This is a genomic window from Methylibium petroleiphilum PM1 (assembly GCF_000015725.1).
Classification (GTDB): domain Bacteria; phylum Pseudomonadota; class Gammaproteobacteria; order Burkholderiales; family Burkholderiaceae_C; genus Methylibium; species Methylibium petroleiphilum.
This window is the reverse complement of record NC_008825.1, coordinates 380,261-398,964: the sequence shown is the minus strand read 5'-3', so window position 1 is coordinate 398,964 and position 18,704 is coordinate 380,261. Positions and strand designations below refer to the sequence as shown.

At 70.7% G+C, this 18,704-nt stretch carries 18 protein-coding genes; 11 read left to right on the top strand and 7 right to left on the bottom strand.

The window, feature by feature from the left end:
* Positions 1–59 precede the first annotated feature (59 nt).
* The 6 genes from MPE_RS01835 (at position 60) to MPE_RS01810 (ending at position 6,865) form a co-directional block, all read left to right on the top strand.
* Complete coding sequence (locus tag MPE_RS01835) at positions 60–530, top strand: DUF1097 domain-containing protein (RefSeq protein ID WP_011827963.1); 471 nt, start codon at positions 60–62, stop codon at positions 528–530.
* A gap of 66 nt (positions 531–596) precedes the next feature.
* Entirely contained in the window at positions 597–2,036 is a 1,440-nt protein-coding gene (gene aldA, locus MPE_RS01830; protein WP_011827962.1) for an aldehyde dehydrogenase, read from the top strand.
* A 153-nt stretch (positions 2,037–2,189) separates the two neighbouring features.
* Positions 2,190–3,362 (top strand): alpha-hydroxy acid oxidase, encoded by a 1,173-nt coding sequence (locus tag MPE_RS01825; RefSeq protein ID WP_049820743.1) that lies wholly within the window; start codon positions 2,190–2,192, stop codon positions 3,360–3,362.
* Between the two features lie 121 nt (positions 3,363–3,483).
* Positions 3,484–4,629 (top strand): porin, encoded by a 1,146-nt coding sequence (locus tag MPE_RS01820; RefSeq protein ID WP_011827960.1) that lies wholly within the window; start codon positions 3,484–3,486, stop codon positions 4,627–4,629.
* Positions 4,630–4,799: 170 nt separating this feature from the next.
* Entirely contained in the window at positions 4,800–6,236 is a 1,437-nt protein-coding gene (locus tag MPE_RS01815; protein WP_148210869.1) for a sensor histidine kinase, read from the top strand.
* The gene (locus tag MPE_RS01810; protein WP_011827958.1) at positions 6,233–6,865 is read left to right on the top strand and encodes a response regulator; all 633 of its coding nucleotides are present in this window, start codon (positions 6,233–6,235) and stop codon (positions 6,863–6,865) included. Before MPE_RS01815 ends, MPE_RS01810 begins: the two co-directional genes overlap by 4 nt.
* Before the next feature lie 19 nt (positions 6,866–6,884).
* Here the strand turns inward: MPE_RS01810 and MPE_RS01805 are convergent, their stop codons facing one another.
* Positions 6,885–7,280 (bottom strand): hypothetical protein, encoded by a 396-nt coding sequence (locus MPE_RS01805; protein ID WP_011827957.1) that lies wholly within the window; start codon positions 7,278–7,280, stop codon positions 6,885–6,887.
* Positions 7,281–7,517: 237 nt separating this feature from the next.
* Between MPE_RS01805 and MPE_RS01800 the strand changes: the two genes are divergently transcribed.
* Entirely contained in the window at positions 7,518–8,264 is a 747-nt protein-coding gene (locus tag MPE_RS01800; RefSeq protein WP_011827956.1) for an SGNH/GDSL hydrolase family protein, read from the top strand.
* Here MPE_RS01800 and opgC read toward each other — a convergent pair.
* The 3 genes from opgC to MPE_RS01785 all read right to left on the bottom strand — a co-directional run bounded on the left by opgC (position 8,224) and on the right by MPE_RS01785 (position 11,962).
* Positions 8,224–9,414: an OpgC domain-containing protein gene (opgC, locus tag MPE_RS01795; RefSeq protein ID WP_011827955.1), complete on the bottom strand. Its 1,191-nt coding sequence runs from the start codon at positions 9,412–9,414 to the stop codon at positions 8,224–8,226. The two genes, MPE_RS01800 and opgC, sit on opposite strands and share 41 nt — an antisense overlap.
* Before the next feature lie 69 nt (positions 9,415–9,483).
* On the bottom strand, positions 9,484–11,181 hold the full coding sequence (locus MPE_RS01790; protein WP_011827954.1) for a long-chain-fatty-acid--CoA ligase: 1,698 nt from the start codon (positions 11,179–11,181) through the stop codon (positions 9,484–9,486).
* Positions 11,182–11,233: 52 nt separating this feature from the next.
* Positions 11,234–11,962, bottom strand: coding sequence for a DUF8198 family protein (locus MPE_RS01785; RefSeq protein WP_011827953.1), 729 nt, complete (start codon positions 11,960–11,962; stop codon positions 11,234–11,236).
* A gap of 101 nt (positions 11,963–12,063) precedes the next feature.
* Between MPE_RS01785 and MPE_RS01780 the strand changes: the two genes are divergently transcribed.
* From MPE_RS01780 to MPE_RS01770, 3 genes are read left to right on the top strand one after another with little or no spacing between them, the layout of a single operon-like run.
* Entirely contained in the window at positions 12,064–12,615 is a 552-nt protein-coding gene (locus tag MPE_RS01780; RefSeq protein ID WP_049820742.1) for a hypothetical protein, read from the top strand.
* 5 nt (positions 12,616–12,620) lie between these two features.
* Positions 12,621–14,240, top strand: coding sequence for a GMC family oxidoreductase (locus tag MPE_RS01775; RefSeq protein ID WP_011827951.1), 1,620 nt, complete (start codon positions 12,621–12,623; stop codon positions 14,238–14,240).
* Positions 14,241–14,253: 13 nt separating this feature from the next.
* Positions 14,254–15,183 carry an alpha/beta fold hydrolase gene (locus MPE_RS01770; RefSeq protein ID WP_011827950.1) on the top strand — a complete coding sequence of 310 codons (930 nt, stop codon included), beginning with the start codon at positions 14,254–14,256 and terminating at the stop codon, positions 15,181–15,183.
* Here the strand turns inward: MPE_RS01770 and MPE_RS01765 are convergent.
* The 3 genes from MPE_RS01765 to hppD form a co-directional block, all read right to left on the bottom strand.
* Entirely contained in the window at positions 15,102–15,965 is an 864-nt protein-coding gene (locus MPE_RS01765; protein WP_041929493.1) for a hypothetical protein, read from the bottom strand. The genes MPE_RS01770 and MPE_RS01765 overlap by 82 nt on opposite strands.
* Before the next feature lie 85 nt (positions 15,966–16,050).
* Positions 16,051–16,938, bottom strand: a complete 888-nt coding sequence (phhA, locus tag MPE_RS01760; protein ID WP_011827948.1) for a phenylalanine 4-monooxygenase — start codon at positions 16,936–16,938, stop codon at positions 16,051–16,053.
* Between the two features lie 42 nt (positions 16,939–16,980).
* A complete protein-coding gene (hppD, locus tag MPE_RS01755; protein WP_011827947.1) occupies positions 16,981–18,093 on the bottom strand; it encodes a 4-hydroxyphenylpyruvate dioxygenase in 1,113 nt (370 codons plus the stop codon).
* A 121-nt stretch (positions 18,094–18,214) separates the two neighbouring features.
* Here hppD and MPE_RS01750 point away from each other — a divergent pair, with 121 nt between their 5' ends.
* A complete protein-coding gene (locus MPE_RS01750) occupies positions 18,215–18,697 on the top strand; it encodes an Lrp/AsnC family transcriptional regulator (RefSeq protein WP_011827946.1) in 483 nt (160 codons plus the stop codon).
* The last annotated feature ends 7 nt before the right edge of the window (positions 18,698–18,704 follow it).

The window sequence follows — 18,704 nt, the reverse complement described above, 5'->3', positions numbered from 1 at the left end:
CGGTCCGCTGCCGCTGGGGTGACTCGTCCCCAAAACAACTCACCCGGAGACAAGACATCATGAAACTGCTGCACGCGCTCGCCCTCAGCATCGCCGCCCTCGTGGGCCTGTGGGTCTACCTCAGCATCGGCCGGCCCGAGCTGCGCTTCAACCCGTGGATCGGCTTCGTGGCCTGGGCGGCGTTCTTCGCCGCCGGCGGCGGCACGCAGGGCGCCTACAAGTCGGTGGCCGGCGGCATTGCCGCGATCCTGCTGACGGCCGGCACCATGGCGGCCGTCGGCGCGCTCGGCGGCGGCCTGCCCTGGATGATCGGACTGATCGCGGTGCTGGCCTTCGTGCTGGTGGCGATGGCCGACATCCCCGCGCTGGCCTACACGCCGGCCGCCTTCCTGGGCGCCGCGTCCTTCTTCGGCGCCGGCGGCAAGGCCGACGAAACCATCCTGCTCGTCTCGATCACCTGGCTCGCCGGCGTGGCCTTCGGCTTCGCGTCCGAGCTGATGGGCAAGCGCTTCGCGCGGCCCGCGATGTGACGCCGCTTCCTCCCCCGTTCCACCCCCCGCCAGCGCTCATCCCCACCCCATAAGGAGAAGACCACCATGGTCACCGAATACAGAAACTACATCGACGGCGAGTTCCTGGCCAACCGCTCGGGCGCCCTGATCGACGTGCACAACCCGGCCACCCACGAGCTGCTCGCCCGTGTGCCCGACGCCCCGAACGACGTCGTCGACCTGGCCGTGCAGGCCGCACGCACCGCGCAGCCGGGGTGGGCGAAGCTGCCCGCGATCCAGCGCGCCCAGCACCTGCGTGCCATCGCCGCCCGGCTGCGCGAGAACGTGGAGGAACTGGCCCACACCATCACCGCCGAGCAGGGCAAGGTGCTGGGTCTGGCGCGCGTGGAGGTGAACTTCACCGCCGACTACATGGACTACATGGCCGAGTGGGCGCGCCGCCTCGAGGGCGAGGTGCTCACCAGTGACCGCGTCGGCGAGAGCATCTTCCTGATGCGCAAGCCGATCGGCGTGGCCGCCGGCATCCTGCCGTGGAACTTCCCGTTCTTCCTGATCGCGCGCAAGCTGGCGCCGGCGCTGATCACCGGCAACACCATCGTGATCAAGCCGAGCGAGATCACGCCGATCAACGCCTTCGAGTTCGCGCGCCTGGCCTCGCAGACCGACCTGCCGCGCGGCGTGTTCAACCTGGTGGGCGGCACCGGCGCCGGCGCCGGCGCGCAGCTCACCTCGCACCGCGACGTGGGCATCGTGTCGTTCACCGGCAGCGTGGAGACCGGCACGCGCATCATGACCGCGGCGTCGAAGAACCTCACGCGCGTGAACCTCGAGCTCGGCGGCAAGGCACCGGCCATCGTGCTGGCCGACGCCGACCTCGACCTGGCGGTGAAGGCCATCTACGACTCGCGCGTGATCAACACCGGACAGGTGTGCAACTGCGCCGAGCGCGTGTACGTGCAGCGCAAGGTGGCCGACGAGTTCACCAGCAAGATCGCCGCGCGCATGGCCGGCACGCTGTACGGCGACCCGCTGGCCCAGCCCGACGTGGCGATGGGTCCGCTGGTCAGCCAGGCCGGCCTCGACAAGGTGGCGGGCATGGTGGACCGCGCCCGCGCGGCCGGCGCCAGCATCGTGCAAGGTGGCCGCAAGGCCAACCGCGACAAGGGCTACCACTACGAGCCCACCGTCATCGCGAACTGCAGCGCCGACATGGAGATCATGCGCAAGGAGATCTTCGGGCCGGTGCTGCCGATCCAGGTGGTGGACGAGCTCGACGAGGCGATCGCGCTGGCGAACGACTCCGACTACGGCCTGACCTCGTCGATCTTCACCAAGGACCTGAACTCGGCCATGCGCGCGGTGCGCGACCTGCAGTTCGGCGAGACCTACGTGAACCGCGAGCACTTCGAGGCGATGCAGGGCTTCCACGCCGGCCGCAAGAAGTCGGGCATCGGCGGGGCCGATGGCAAGCACGGCCTGTACGAGTTCACCGAGACGCACGTGGTCTACATCCAGCACGGCTGAGCCAGTTTCGTCATCGTGTCGCCTCGCAGCGACGCTTGAGCCCGCTCCGCCCTGCGGGGCGGGCCTTTTTTCCCGACATCACAACGGCCCGGTGACGGCGAGTTCCTCGCCGATGCCGGACCGCGCACGCCCCGCCACTGCGACGCCACTCCCATGCCCGTGATCACCTGCATCGAAGACCTGAGGGTTCTGGCCCGGCGCCGGGTGCCGAGGATGTTCTACGACTACGCCGACTCGGGCTCCTGGACCGAGGGCACCTACCGCGCCAACGAGACCGACTTCGCCCGCATCCTGCTGCGCCAGCGCGTGGCGGTGAACATGGAGGGCCGCTCGCTGCGCACCACCCTGGCCGGCCAGGACTGCGCCATGCCGGTCGTGATCGCCCCCACCGGCCTGACCGGCATGCAGCACGCCGACGGCGAGATCCTGGGCGCGCGCGCGGCCGAGGCCTTCGGGGTGCCGTTCACGCTGTCGACGATGAGCATCTGCTCGATCGAGGACATCGCCGCGCACACGAAGGCGCCGTTCTGGTTCCAGCTGTACTGGATGCGCGACCGCGATTTCATGGAGCGGCTGATCGAGCGAGCCAAGGCGGCACGCTGCTCGGCGCTGGTGCTGACGCTGGACCTGCAGGTGCTGGGGCAGCGCCACAAGGATCTGAAGAACGGCATGACGGCGCCGCCCAAGCCGACGCTGGCGAACCTGATCAACCTGGCGATGAAGCCGCGCTGGTGCCTGGGGATGGCCGGGACGCGGCGCCACAGCTTCGGCAACCTGGTGGGGCATGCCAAGGGGGTGAGCGACATGTCTTCGCTGGGGACGTGGACGAAGGAGCAGTTCGATCCGCGGCTGAGCTGGGACGATGTGGCGTGGATCAAGCAGCGCTGGGGCGGCCGGCTGATCCTGAAGGGGATCATGGAGGTGGCCGACGCGAAGCTGGCGGCCGACAGCGGGGCCGACGCGATCGTGGTGTCGAACCACGGGGGGAGGCAGCTCGATGGGGCGCCGTCCTCGATCGCGGCGCTGCCGGCGATCGCCGAGGCGGTGGGCGACCGGATCGAGGTGTGGATGGACGGGGGGATCCGCTCGGGCCAGGACGTGCTCAAGGCGGTGGCCCTGGGAGCGCGCGGCACGATGATCGGGCGGGCCTTCCTGTACGGGCTGGGCGCGATGGGCCAGGCCGGCGTGACACGCGCCCTCGAGATCATCCGCAACGAGCTCGACATCACCATGGCCTTCACCGGCCATACCGATATCAGACGGGTGGGGCGCGAGATCCTGCTGAACGCGCCGACGCCGCCTGTCCGCACGGACCGAGGGAGGTGAGCCCGCCCTCGATCCCGACGCACGCACACCCCACCGACAAAAGACACACCGGCCGCCCGGCCCCCGACGGGCGCATGCGGCCGCGCATCGAACACCAACAAGCACAGAGGAGACACCCAGCATGTTCACCAAGCACACCCACCTTTCCGTGCCCGCCCTTCCCTGGCGCGCCACGGCCGCCGCCCTGGCCCTCGGCCTGGGCGCCGGCCTCGCCGGCGCCGCCGACGAGCCTTCGGTACAGATCTACGGCATCGTCGACATCGGCGTGCTGACGCAGTCGAAGTCCGGCACCTCGGGGCGCCTGACGCAGGTCGCCACCAGCGGCTACCGCCAGAGCGTGTGGGGCTTTCGCGGCAAGGAAGACCTGGGCAACGGCCTGAAGGTCTTCTTCAACCTCGAGACGCACTTCGACGTGGACACCGGCGAGTTCCACGGCACCGGCGACGCGGCCGGCTCCGGCCCCATCCTGTTCCGTCGCCAGGCCAACCTCGGGTTGTCGGGTGACTGGGGGCAGGTGGCATTCGGGCGCCAGTACGGCCCGGCGCTGCTGGCCCACCTGGCGACCGAGCCGCGCGCGTTCAAGGAGCAGTTCTCGAACATCTACCTGTTCGCCTACAACCAGTACGCGGCCACGCTGGGCCCGGCGCCGGCCGGCATCAACGCGAACAACGACGTCGGCATCTTCCTGAAGAACGCGATCCAGTACCGCAACGCCTTCGGCCCGGTGCAGGTGGGCCTGGCCTACGCCCTGGGCGAGGCCGCCGGCAGCCTGAAGAAGAACAGCGTGGTCGCCGCCGGCGTGACCTACACCGGCCCGGTGGTGCTGTCGTTCTCGTACCAGAACATGAAGGACGGCACGACCGGCGAGCCGGTGGTGAAGCATGTCGGCTTCGGCGGCGCGGTGCCGATCGGCGACTTCACGCTCAAGGCCAACTACCTGAACGTGAAGAACGCCGATCCGAGCGGCGCGGAGCTGTCCGACGTCGACGGCCTGAGCTTCGGCGTCGACTACGACTGGAGCCCGAAGAACAAGCTGACGGTGGCGTACTACGACAACGAGGACCAGCGCAACCGCAGCGACGCGGCGCGCAGCCTGGTGATCAGCAACGACTACTCGCTGTCCAAGCGCACGCTGCTCTACGTGCAGGGCGCCTACGTCGATGCGAAGGCCGGCGCGACCATCAAGACCACCATCGTCGCGGCCGGCGTGCCGGCGCAGGACGCCAGGACGACGCTGCTGAACGTGGGCATCAACCACACCTTCTAATCCGATCCGTTTTGTTAGAGAGCTGAGCCGACGGCTTTTGGGGTGCCCGGGGGGCACCCCTTTTTTGTGGCGCGCCCGCCGGCGGCCCACGGGCAAACTGCCTTCCGCGACGCACCCGCCCCGGGCCGGCCGCCTGCTTGATGCAAGATGCGCGGCACACCGTGCCGCCCATGTCCCTGCCCCCTTCCGTCCTTCCCGCGCCGCCGCTCGCCGCGCCCGGCACCAACACCGGCGCGCGGCCGGTGCTGCACCTGCGGCGCGCGCTGATCTGGCGCATCGTATTGATCGCCGTGGCGGTGCTGCTGTCGCTGGCCGCCTGGGAGGTGCGCGTGCTGCGCCAGGCGGCGACCGCCGAGCTGCCGGCCACCGCGTCGCTGGTGGCGCAGCTGCTGAACGACGATCTGGCGCGACGCACCTCGTCGTTCGACCGCATCGACATCGAGGTGCCGCTGACGCCGCTGGAGCGGCTGGGACGGCGCATCTCGTTCTGCGTCGAGGTCCAGCACCTGATGCGCGACCGGCCGCTGGCGCAGTCCTGCCTGTCCGAGGAGCCGGTGACGGACGCCGGGCGCCTGCTGGCGCCGTGGCTGCGCGCCGGCGCGATCGGCAACGCCCAGGCCACGCGGCTGCTGCAGTTGCAGGCCGGCATCCGCGCCGGAACCATCGTGGTCACGCCGAACTGGGACAGCCTCGGCCAGATGCTGTGGCAGCGCTGGCTGGTGCTGGGCGGCTTCGCGCTCGGCTTCGTGGGGGTGGTGGCGGCGGTGGCGCTGCTGGTGGACCGCTCGCTGCGCCCGGCCAACGAGGTGCTGACGGCGCTGGCGCGGCTGGAGGGCGGCGACCTGAGCGTGCGGCTGCCGCCGTTCGCGCTGAGCGAGCTGCGCAGCATCGCCGGCAGCTTCAACCGGCTGGCGGCGCGCTGGGCCGCCACCACGGCGCGCCAGCGCCTGCTGACCGAGCGGCTGCTGCAGGTGCGCGAAGAGGAGCGCCGGCGCCTCGCGCGCGAGCTGCACGACGAGATGGGTCAGAGCCTGGCCGCGCTGTGGGCCGAGGCCGAGGTGGTGTCCACGCTGGCCGGCCAGTCGCTGCCGCAGCTGCGGCCGAGCGCCGACGCGATGTCACGCACCACCGAGCACCTGCTCGAGGGCCTGCAGCGGGTGCTGTCGGACCTGCGGCCTCCGGCGCTCGACCGCTTCGGGCTCGCACAGGCCCTGCAGGCGCTGGTGGCGCAGCCGCGGCGCCGGGCCGCGCAGGGCGACCTGCACGCCACGCTGGAGATCGACGGCGACACCGAACGCATCCCGGACTCGATGCGGGTGCACGTCTACCGCATCGTGCAGGAAGCGCTGACGAACGCGGTGCGCCACGGCGATGCCGCACAGGCGCGCGTTCGGCTCGCCTGCACCGAGCGGCAGGTGAGCATCGAGGTGACCGACAACGGCAGCCACGTCGGCGTGGCGGTGCCGGTGCCGGGCCACGGTCTGCTGGGCATGAGCGAGCGGGTCTCGGCACTGGGCGGCACGCTGGACGTGGCGCCCTGCCTGCCCGGCGGCATGCGGCTGGCAGTGACGCTGCCCTTGCCACCGCTGGAGGAGACGCTGGCATGACGATCCGCGTGATGCTGGTCGACGACCACGCGATCGTGCGCGAGGGCTACAAGCGCCTGCTGGAGCTGCAGAGCGACATCGTCGTGGTGGCCGAGGCGGGCGACGGCGGCGAGGCATTGAACCAGTGGCGCGCGCTGCGGCCGGCGGTGGTGGTGATCGACCTGGGCCTGCCGGGCATGGGGGGGCTGGAACTGATCGCCCGGCTGCGCCAGCGCGACGAGGCCTGCCGCATGCTCGCCTTCAGCATGCACCGCGACGCGGTCTGGGTGGCGCAGGCGCTGCGCGCCGGCGCGCTGGGCTACGTGACCAAGAGCAGCGCGCCCTCGCAGCTGGTGGCTGCGGTGCGCGAGGTGAATCAGGGCCGCCGCGTGCTGAGCCCGGATGTCTCGGGCGAGGTGGCCAGCGCCCTGCTCGACCCGCAGGACAGCGCCGCGCACGGCCTGTCGCCGCGCGAGTTCGAGGTGATGCGGTTGCTGGTGGGCGGCCGCACGCCGCAGGAGATCGCGCAGTCGCTGAGCCTGAGCGTGAAGACGGTGCACAACGTGCACTACCAGATCAAGTCCAAGCTCGGCACGGCCAGCGACTTCGAGCTCGCGCGCATGGCCTGGCAGCGCGGCTGGATCGGCTGAGCGCCGCGGGCGCGCGCGCTCAGCCCGCGCGCGGGAAAAACGCCAGCGTCACGAGCAGCAGGGCCGCGTACATGCCGATCTCGGCGGTCTCGGTCCAGGGCTGGATGCGCTGCAGTGCGCCGACCACGTGGGCCACCAGCATCAGCGCGAACACCGCGGTGAGGAACTCGAAGGTGGGCTGCAGTGCGACGCCGGTCAGTGCGGCGCGCAGCATCATCGCCTCGAGGATCAGGATGAAGCAGCCGAGGCAGCGCCCGAAGTAGACCGCCAGGTCGGTGTGCTCGGGGATGCGCCAGCGCATCAGCCGGGCCCAGGCCAGCGGCGTGAAGGTGATGGGCAGTGCGAACACCAGCGTGGTCACGATGCACAGCCACAGCAGGTAGGTGGGGGCTTGGGCGCTCCAGGTTCCGATCATGGTCTCCTCCGGGGTTCGGCCTTGTTGTCCAGATGCCGCCGCGAGTGTGCAGAAGCCGGCGCGTTCCGCCGAGGGCAAGTTGCCCGAGCCACGTTCTGTCGCAAGTCTTGCGCGGCCTTGCATCACCGCGGCGCAGAATGGGCCGTGGCGCGGAACCGCGAGGCCCGCAGCCGACCTCAAGGGGTCGTTCCCGGAGTTCGCCCCGCCGCGCCCGCGGCGGGCAAGGAGTGACAGACGATGAAGCGATCGACACGCTGGCTGCTCGCGCTGTGCGGCCTCGGTCTCGGGGTGCTGGGCGCGCATGCGCAGACCACGCGGCCTGCCGTGCAGGCGCGCGCGAACGGCAGCGGCGGGCCCGCGGCCGCCGCGACGCCCGTCGAGGCGCGCTGGCAGGAAAGCCTGGACGCCTTCGCGCTGGCCGACGAGGCCCAGGCGCCGCAGCCCGGCGGGGTGCTGTTCGTCGGCAGCTCGTCGATCCGGCTGTGGTCGGGGCTGGAGGCGCAGTTCGCCGGCGAGACGATCGTCAAGCGCGGCTTCGGCGGCTCGCGGATGTTCGACTGCGCGGCGTACCTGGAACGGCTGGTGCTGCCGTACAAGCCGCGGCTGGTGATCGTCTACGCCGGCGACAACGACCTCGCCGAGGGCCGCACGCCGCAGCAGGTGCTGGCGAGCTTCAGCACCTTCGTGGAGGGTGTGCGCCGGGCGCTGCCCGACACGCGCATCGCCTTCCTGTCGATCAAGCCCAGCCCGCTGCGCAGCGCGCTGATGCCGCAGGTGGTCGAGACCAATGCGCTGGTGGCCGACTACAGCCGCCACACGCCGAACCTCGACTACATCGACATCTACTCGAAGATGCTCGATGCGCAGGGGCAGCCGCGCGCGGAGCTGTTCCTGCCCGATGCGCTGCACCTGAACACGCAGGGCTACGCGCTGTGGCGCACCGTCATCGCCGACCACCTGCGCGCGCCCGCACCGCCACGCTGAGCGCCGCGTCGGCGGCCTGCGAGCGCAGCTGCCGGCGCATCGCGGCGGTGCGGCGGTCGAGTTCGCCGCTGGTCCACGCCACCGCGTAGAGGACGGCGAAGCAGCCGACCAGGATCAGCGCGTCGATCCACGCCGCGCGCGGCGTGCCGGCGTCGCCGGCCACGGCCAGCAGCAGCAGCGCCAGCACCAGGTGGGCGCAGAACACCGGCAGCGAGGCGGCGCCCAGCGTCTCCAGCACCCGCAGCCGCGGCAGCCGGGCCGCGACGCGCGTGCCGAAGTGCAGGGTCAGCACCAGCAGCGCGAACAGGTTGATCACGCGCAGCGGACCGAGGTGCCATTTGTCGAACATCAGGTTCAGACCGTCGTCGCCGGGAAACGGCAGCTGCCCCACGGCGTGCCGCCACACCAGGCCGACGACGCCGATCACGACCGCCGTGCGCACCAGCCACGGCGGGAAGACGAGCGGCGCCGGATCGCGCGAGGCGGACTGCACCGAGCCCATCCACAGCCCCATCACCCACAGGAACTGCCAGCCGAACATCTCGAAGGCGCCGGTCTGGGGAAACGGCACCGGCAGGCCGGTGAGCGCGACGCTGAGGTCGTAGACCGCGCGGCCGAGGTCGAACTGCGCCAGCAGCCACAGCAGCACGCTGAGCGCGAGGATGCCCCGCCAGCCGTGCTGCAGGCCGTGCAGCAGCAGCAGCGGGCTGAGCACCATGAACACCACGTAGAGCGGCAGGATGTCGAGCAGCGGCGGGCTGTAGATCAGCAGCAGGCCGCTGAAGAAGGCGGTGACCGGCTGCTCGAAGTAGAAGGAGATCAGGTTGGTGATGGCGTCCTGCCGCGCCAGCACGCCGATCAGCGCGATGACGGTGAACAGGAACAGCAGCAGCGCGGCCTGGCAGGCGTAGATCTTCAGCGCGCGCCGCAGGAAGGCCTCGCGCATCACGGCCTCGCCGTCGCGTCGCTCGCGCGCGGTGTAGACCATGCCGGCCATGTAGCCCGACAGCAGCACGAAGCCCTCGGCCGCCGAGACGTAGCCGAACGGCTGGCCCAGCGGGTCGGCATAGCGCGTGGGCAGGTGCGTGAGCGTCATCAGCACCAGCATCAGGCCGCGCAGCGCGTCGATTTCCCAGAGTCGGCGGTTCATGCGGCGGCGTGGGAGGAAGGGACGAGTCCTGACAGACTCGTCCGCCGCCCCGGAGGTTCCCGCCGCGTTTCAGCCTGGGCCGCGCAGCTCGCGACGCAGGATCTTGCCGACGTTGCTCTTGGGCAGGTCGTCGCGGAACTCGATGCGCCGCGGCCGCTTGTAGGCGGTGAAGTTCTGCCGGCAGTGGTCGGCCAGCTGCTGCTCGGTGAGCGACGGGTCCTTGCGCACGACGAACAGCCGGACCGCCTCGCCGGTCTTCTCGTCGGGCACGCCCACCGCCGCGCACTCCAGCACGCCGGGGTGCAGGTTGACCACCTGCTCGATCTCGGTGGGGTACACGTTGAAGCCGGAGACGATGATCATGTCCTTCTTGCGGTCGACGATGCGGAGGTAGCCGCGCTCGTCCAGCACGCCGATGTCGCCCGACTTGAAGTAGCCGTCCGGCGTCATGACCTTGGCGGTCTCGTCGGGGCGGTTCCAGTAGCCGGCCATCACCTGCGGCCCGCGGATGCAGACTTCGCCGGCCTCGCCGAGCGGCAGGTCGCGGCCGTCGTCGTCACGGATCGCGATCTCTGTCGACGGGATCGGCAGGCCGACGTTGCCGCTGAACTGCCGCAGGTCCAGCCGGTTGCAGGTGACCAGCGGCGAGGTCTCCGACAGGCCGTAGCCCTCGACCATCGGGCAGCCGGTGATGCGCAGCCATTTCTCGGCGGTGGCCTGCTGGCAGGCCATGCCACCGCCGGTGGACGCCACCAGACCGGAGAAGTCGAGCCGCGCGAACTCGGCGTTGTTGGCCAGCGCGTTGAACAGCGTGTTGACGGCCGGGAACATGTTGACGCGGTGCTTCGTCAGCGTCTTGACGAGGCCGGGGATGTCGCGCGGATTGGGGATCAGCAGGTTCTTCATGCCCAGGCGCGCGCCCATCACGAAGCACAGCATCAGCGCATAGATGTGATACAGCGGCAGCGCACAGACGCAGACGATTTGCTGGCCGCCGACCTTGTCGAGCATGGGCCGGAACCAGGCCTCGGTCTGCATCACGTTGGCCACCACGTTGCGGTGCAGCAGCGTGGCGCCCTTGGACACGCCGGTGGTGCCGCCGGTGTACTGTAGGAAGGCCACGTCGTCCGGCCCCACCGACGGGCGCACGAGCTTCAGGCGCGTGCCCTCGGCGATGGCCATGTTGAAGCGCGTGACGCTGCGCCCCTCGGTGAGCGGCAGCGTGAAGGCCGGCACCATCTTCTTGACGTTGCGCACCACGAAGTTGACCAGCTGGCCCTTCCAGAAGCCCAGCAGGTCGCCCATCGAGACCAGCACCACGTGCTTGACGACCGTACGGTCGATCACCTCCTCGAGCGTCGCCGCGAAGTTCTCGAGGACCACGATCACCTCGGCGCCGGAATCCTTGAGCTGGAACTGCAGTTCGCGCGCGGTGTAGAGCGGGTTGACGTTGACCACCACGGCGCCGACGCGCAGCACCGCCGCGAGCGCCACCAGGTACTGCAGCAGGTTGGGCATCATCAGCGCCACGCGCGTGCCCTTCACGACGCCCCTGGCCTGCAGCCAGGCGCCCAGGGCGTCGGCCAGCTCGTCGATCTGGCGGAAACCGAGTTCGCGCCCCATCAGCACGGCCGCGGGGCGTGCGGCATGCTGCCGGAAGGCCTGGTCGAGGAGCGTCGACAGCGAGGCGTCGGAGCCGGCATCGACCGTGGCCGCCACCGAGGGGGGGTAGTGGGCGAGCCAGGGCTTCTTGGCCGGCATGTCCATGCGCGAGCTCCTCCGAAAGAGGCCCGATTCTTCGGGCCCCGCCGCGGCGCGGCTATGGGAGTTGCCCTGAGCCGGCAGCGGCCTGCGGTTCGGCCGTGAAGAGCTGCGCGAGCAGCGCGCGTTCGCGCGCCTCGATGCCGACCAGGAACTCGCCCGCACCGCGCATCGTCCTGAAGGTCTCGAGGCCGCGCTCGAGGAAGGACTGCAGCTCGCTGAGGCCGGCGGCGCGTGCCGGTCCGCGCATCATGCGCAGGCTGGTGGTGAGCATCGGCTTGCGCGTGTAGCGGTCGAGCGAACGGCCGACCTCGAGCATCAGGTCGATCTGCTGCGCGCGGTCGGCGCGCCGGCCCGTGGCCTGCCAGGCCACGGCGTAGGTCCGTGCGTCGACGGCCGGCGACGGCAGTGCCTCGGCCATCGTGCTGTCGAGCGACTCGGACAGCGCATGCAGCTCGCCCAGCGTGGCAACGGTGCCGACGATCTCCTGCGGGAACAGCCGCACCAGCGCCGGCACGATGCGGGCGAACTGCGCGTCGCGCCGGCTGAAATCGCTGGGCCCGTACAGCTCGTCGAGGAAGAAGCGCGCCGCCGCGACATAGCGCGGACTCGCCAGCAGCTCGGCATGGGTGTGCTCGAACCGCGCCTGCTGGTAGGCCTTGATCGCCTGCACCTTCTCACCGAGCCCGGGCACGGCCTGGCGACGCGCCCGTTCCTGCTCGACGGCGGCGAGGCTGCGCAGGATGGCCGGCGCGTCGGCAGCGGTGGCTCGCAGGGGCGAGGTCATGCGGGTCGGGGGTAATCCGGGATCGCAAATAGATGTCCGCCTCGACGGGCCGGCGCGCGAATGATGCAACACTCCGCGTCGATGACCGTCAGCACCTTCCCTTGTCCCTGGCGCCCGCGGCGCAGGCCGGCCGCATGAGCACGGGGCCGTCGCGTCGGCGCCTGCTGCAGCTCGGCGCCGGAGCCACGGCGCTGTTCACCGTGGCCGGCGGCGCGGCGTGGCTGTGGCGGCCCGGCGTGCGCGGCGGCCGGCTCACGCCGTCGGGCCGCGCGGTGTTCCGCGCCGTGGCGCGCGCCGTGCTCGAAGGCAGCCTGCCCGCCGAGCCGGCGGCGCTCGACGCAGCACTGGAGCGCCATCTGCAGCGGCTGGACGAGACGATCGCCGGCTTTCCCACGGCGACCCAGGCGGAGATCGCGCAGTTGCTCGGCGTGCTGTCGGTGTCGGCCACGCGGCAGTGGCTGACCGGCCTGCGCAGCGACTGGGCCGACGCGAGCGTGAACGAACTCGAGGCCGCGCTGCGCCGCATGCGCACCACCGACCACGAGCTGCGCCAGCAGGCGTATCACGCGCTGCGCGACCTCACCAACGCGGCCTACTTCGCGCAGTCGGAGCACTGGTTGCTGCTGGGCTATCCCGGCCCGAGCGCGGTCTGAGCGGCATGGCCATCATCGACCCGTTCAAGGACGGACTCGGCCGCGGCTGGAAGGTGTTCGGCGGACGCCACGCGGGCGCGCAGCCGCTGCCGGAGCGGATCAGCTGCGACGTGGCGATCGTCGGGAGCGGCGCGGGCGCCGGCATCACGGCCGAACTGCTGACCCAGGCCGGCCTCGACGTGCTGCTGATCGAGGAAGGCCCGCTGAAGACCAGCAGTGACTTCCACCAGCTCGAGCGCGAGGCCTATCCGCAGCTCTACCAGGAGAGCGCCGGGCGCAAGACGGCCGACAAGGCGATCAACATCCTGCAGGGCCGCTGCGTCGGCGGATCGACCACGGTCAACTGGACCAGTTCCTTCCGCACGCCCGACGACACGCTGGCCTACTGGCAGCAGCACTTCGGCCTGAAGGACTGCACGCTCGAGGCACTGGCGCCGTGGTTCGCGCAGGCCGAGCGGCGTCTCGGCATCGGCCCCTGGCTGGCGCCGCCGAACGAGAACAACGAACTGCTCAAGCGCGGCGCCGACCGGCTGGGCATCCGCGCCGCGACGATCCAGCGCAACGTGAAGGGCTGCTGGAACCTCGGCTCCTGCGGCCTGGGCTGCCCGACGAACGCGAAGCAGTCGATGCTGGTGACCACGATCCCCGCCGCGCTGGAGCGCGGCGCGCGGCTGCTCGTGGAAACGCGCGCGCAGGCCTTCGAGCACGACGGTTCGAAGGTCCGCTGGCTCGACTGCGTGCCGGTCGCGACCGACGGCAGCGCCGCGTCGGACCGCACGGTGCGCGTGAGCGCGAAGCACTACGTGGTGGCGGGCGGTGCGATCAACTCGCCCGGGCTGCTGCTGCGATCGAAGGCGCCCGATCCGCACAACCGCCTCGGGCACCGCAGCTTCCTGCATCCGGTGGTGGCGTCGGCGGCTGTCTTTGATCAGCGGGTCGAGGGCTGGGCCGGCGCGCCACAGACGATCTACAGCGACCACTTCCTCGGCGTCGATCCGATCGACGGCCCCATCGGCTACAAGCTCGAGGCCCCACCGATCCACCCGACGGTGTTCGCGACGACGATGGCCGGCTTCGGGCTCGAGCAGACGCGGCAGCTCAAGCAGTTCCCGCACACGCATGCGCTGCTCGCGCTGCTGCGCGACGGCTTCCATCCGCAGTCGCCCGGCGGGCGCGTGCGGCTGCGCGACGATCGCACGCCGCTGCTCGACTACCCACTGACCGCGTTCGTGATGGACGGCGCGCGCCGCGCGCTGCTGAGCATGGCCGAGCTGCAGTTCGCAGCCGGTGCGCGCGAGGTGATCCCGACCCACGAGCTGGCGCGCAGCTACCGCAGCTGGGACGAGGCGAAGCGCGAGATCGCCGCCCTGCCGATGAAGCCGCAGCTCACGCGCGTGTTCAGCGCGCATGCCATGGGCGGCTGCGGCTTCGCCGGCGAGGCGAAGCTGGGCGTGGTGCAGCCGAACGGTCAGCACTGGCAGCTCGAGAACCTGTCGGTGCACGACGGCTCGCTGTTCCCCACCAGCGTGGGCGCGAACCCGCAGCTGTCGATCTACGGCATCGTCAACCGGCTCGCCAGCGGACTGACGCATCGCCTGACGGGCCGTACGGTTTCGCTGGCCTAGGACTCACCTGCCCATGCTCGCGCGCCTGCAGCGCCTCGTGATCCTGGCAGTGACGCTGGCCGCGCTGGGCTGGCTGGTAGGGTGGGCGTCGGAGGGGCGGCCGGTACTGGCCGTCGCCGGCGCGCTGGTGCTCGCCTTCGGATACGTCTTCATCCTCGCGGTCGAGTTCGTGCTGCTGGCCTGCCTGCACGGCCGCGACGAGACCCCGCGTGCCGGCCCGCTGCAGTTGCTGCGGGCCTGGCTGGGCGAGTGCGTGGTGGCGTGGCAGGTGTTCGTGTGGCGCCAGCCCTTCCACGCCGCGCGCTACCCCGACGTGCCGGGCCGGCCCGGCGTGCGCGGCGTGGTGTTCGTCCACGGCTACGTCTGCAATCGCGGCCTGTGGGGGCCGTGGCTTGCGCGCTGCACGGCCGAGCAACGACCGTACGTGGCCGTCGATCTGGAACCGGTGTTCAGCGACCTGGACATCTACGTGCCTCAGCTCGAGGCGGCGGTGGCGCGGCTCGAGCAGTCGACCGGGCTACCGCCGCTGCTGGTGTGCCACAGCATGGGCGGCTTGGTGGCGCGCGCCTGGCTCGCGGCGACGCCCGGGGCCGCCACCCGCGTGCAGCATGTGATCACGATCGGCTCACCGCACCGTGGCACTTGGCTGGCACGGCTGAGCCGCACGACGAACTCCCGCCACATGCGCCAGGCCAGCGAATGGATCACCGGGCTGGCCGCCCGCGAGCCGGCGCTGCACACCGGCCGCTTCACCTGCTTCTACAGCCACGCCGACAACATCGTGTTCCCGGCCTGCGCCGCCACCCTGCCAGGCGCCGACAACCGCCACCTGCCCGCCACGGCCCACGTGGCGATGGTGTTTCACCCGGAGGTGGTGAGCGAGGCGGCGCGCTGGCTTGCCGCCAGCTCCTCGTGCGTGGCCGGCGGCGCGTCGGGGCGCTGACGCAACACCCGCCAGGCGAGCCAGCCGATACAGCCCGCGAGCAGCAGGTGGTGCACGGCGTGGCCGCTGAACACCCCGCCGCTGGCCTGCCACACCCAGCCATCTGCGGCGTCGACGAACCTCGCCGCTGCGAACCACAGCAGCGCCACGATCCAGTCGCGTGGGCGCAGGCCGTCGCTGCGCAGCCCCCACACGCCGAGCGGCATCAGCAGCACCGGCAGCAACTCGAGCCACAGCAGCCAGCGCAAGTCAGGACCGCCGAGCCAGGCCGCGCTGGCTGCGCAGGCCAGACCGCCGAGCGGCCCGCTCGCGACGGCCGCCGCCAGCAGCCCGGGAGTGACCCAGCGAGGCCCCAGCCGTTCTGCAAGGTAGATCAGGGACAGCAGGACGCAAACACTGGCGGTGGCGACCTGCCTCAGCAGGAAGCCGACATCGCCCGGCGCAAGATGGTCCAGTGCGCCGACCACGGTGGTCAGCATGGCCGCGCCGAAGAACAGGCGCCACGCCAGGCGACGCGGGCCGCCAGCGCGGTGGCGGCGCAGGCCGACGGTGCCCGCCACGCTGGCCGCGAACAGGGGCAGCAGCGACAGCAGGTTCCAGCCCTGCACCAGACCGAGGACGGTGCGCGAGTCGGTGTTGCGGTCGGTCTGCGCCGGATAGCCGACCGGCCCCCAGGCGAGCAGGCCCATCAGGCTCGCGAACAGCATCGCCCCCAGCAAGGCCAGTGCGCAGCGGGTGGACAACTGGGGCGACATCGAGGGCAGCGGGGCAGTGGCGTTCACTGCCGACGAGTCTCGGTGCGCTCACCCTGTCACACATCGCTCTCGCGGGGGCCCCCGTTGGGGGAGGCCAGGCGGCGTGACGGCTTCAGCCGGCTGGCGTGAAGCAGCGCTCGCCGTCCAGCACGATGCCGGCCTCCACCAGCGGCTGCTGGCGCACTGCCGCATAGACCGGCGTGAAGTCCGGCGCGGTGGCGTCGAACAGCTGGCGGAAGCTGTCGATCACGAAGTAGCCGGCCTGGTAGCTGTCGATCTTGTAGAGCGTGCGCATCAGCCGCTGCAGATCGAAGGCAATGCGCTGCGGCTCGGGGGACAGGACCGCGTGGCGCAGCTCGCCGGCGCTCGACAGGATGCCGGCCCCGTAGGCGCGCAGGCCCTGCGGCGTGTCGATCAGCCCGAACTCCACCGTGTACCAGTACAGGCGCGCCAGCAGCTCGCAGGCGTCGAGCCGGCTGGCCTTGAGCCCGCCGGCGCCATAGGCCTGCATGTAGTCGGCGAACACCGGGTTGAACAGCAGGGGCACGTGGCCGAACAGGTCGTGGAAGACATCGGGCTCGACGACGTAGTCGAACTCCTCGGGGGTGCGGATCCAGTCGGTGACCGGGAACTTCCGTTGGGCGAGCAGCGCGAAGAAGGCCTCCTCGGGGATCAGGCCGGGCACGCCGACGATCTGCCAGCCGGTGGCCTTCGACAGCCGCGCGGAGATGTCACTGAAGCGCGGGATGCGGTCGGGGGCACCGAGCTGCTCGACAGCGTCGATGAATGCCTGGCAGGCCAGGCCAGGCAGCTGCCGCAGCTGGCGGGCATAGAGACGGCGGTAGGTCTCGTGGTCGGCCTCGGTGTAGCGGGCCATGTCCTGCTCGCAGCTGTAGTCGGCCCGCGCGCGCGAGTAGTCGCCGCGCGGCGGCCGGTCGCCCTGCCCGTAGGTGACCGGTGCCACGCCCTTGTTCACGCCGTCATGGAAGTCGTTCTTCATGGCGGTGCGGATTCTCTGCCGGGCGAGGAGCAGCGTGGCGCGTCAGGCGCCCTGCGTCGCGGCCTCGCCGGCCAGCACGCCGCGGCGCATCTGGTCGAGCTCGATGCTCTCGAACAGGGCCTTGAAGTTGCCCTCGCCGAAGCCCTGGTCACCCTTGCGCTGGATGAACTCGAAGAAGATCGGCCCGAGCTGGTTCTCGCTGAAGATCTGCAGCAGCAGTTCGCCGGCCTTGCCATCGACCAGGATCCCGCGCGAACGCAGTGCCGCGAGGTCCTCGCCGTGACCGGGGATGCGCCGGTCGACAAACTCGTAGTAGGTGTCGGGCGTGTCGAGCAGCTTCACGCCCTGGACGCGCAGCGCGTCGACGGTGGCGTGCAGGTCGCCCGAGCCGAGCGCGACGTGCTGGATGCCCTCGCCGTGGTAGCGGTCCAGGTACTCCTGGATCTGCCCCGGGGTCTCGTTGCCCTCTTCGTTGATCGGGATGCGGATCTTGCCGCAGGGGCTGGTCATGGCCTTGCTCTTCACGCCGGTCACCTGGCCCTCGATGTCGAAGTAGCGGATCTCGCGGAAGTTGAACAGCCGCGCATAGAACTCGGCCCACTCGGCCATGCGGCCGCGGTGCACGTTGTGCGTCAGGTGGTCGACGACGGTGAGGCCGTGGCCGACGGGCGTGAGCGTGGCGCCGGGCAGCGGTTCGAAGTCGACGTCGAAGAAGCCGATGTTGCCGATGTCGCCGTCCTTCGCGCCGTTCTTGCCGCGCCAGCGGTCGACCAGGTAGATCAGCGAGTCGCCCACGCCCTTGATGGCAGGGATGTTCAGCTCGCCGGGACCGGCGTGGCCGGCATAGCCCCACGCGCCGAGCGCGACCGCTCGCTCACTGGCGGCCTTGGCGTCCCGCACGCGGAACGCGATGGCGCAGATGCTCGGGCCGTGCAGGCGCGCGAAGCGCTGCGCGAACGAGTCGGGCTCCGCATTGACGATGAAGTTGATCTCGCCCTGCCGGTACAGCGTGACCTGCTTGTGGCGGTGCTTGGCGATCGCGCGGAAGCCCATGCGCTCGAACAGCGCGCCCATCGCGGCGGGGTCCGGCGCGGCGTATTCGATGAACTCGAAGCCGTCGGTGCCCATCGGGTTGTCCCAAGGGGTGAATTGCATGCGCGGACCTCGCTGGCGTGGAGAAAGAACTGTCTCCACTGTATAGAGCATGCGGCGCAGGTTTACTGCAAACCACGCGCAATTGACCCACATCGCGCATGATTCCTGCACAATCAACCTTATGGAAGCCTCTATCGAGCTCGACATGATCGACCGACGCATCCTGCGCGTGCTGCAGGCCAACGGCCGCGCCACCTACGACCAGCTGGCCGCCGAGGTACAGCTGTCGGCCTCGGCCGCACTGCGGCGCGTGAAGCGGCTGGAGGAAGCGGGCGTGATCGCGGGCTATGCAGCGGTGGTGCCACCTGCGGGCGTGGGCCTGGGGCTCACGGCCTTCATCAGCGTGCGGCTCGAGAAGCACACCGAGACGCACAAGCGCAACCCGATGGATCTGTTCAAGGCCTCGGTGCAGGTGTGGCCCGAGGTGGTGGAGTGCGTGGCGCTGACCGGCGAGACCGACTACCACCTGCGCGTGGTGGTGCAGGACATGGCGCACTACTCGCGCTTCATCATGGACACGCTGCTGAAGCACCCGAGCGTCGAGGACTGCAAGACGAGCTTCGTGATGGACCGCGTGAAGGCGACCAGCGCCACGCCGGTGTGAGACGCCG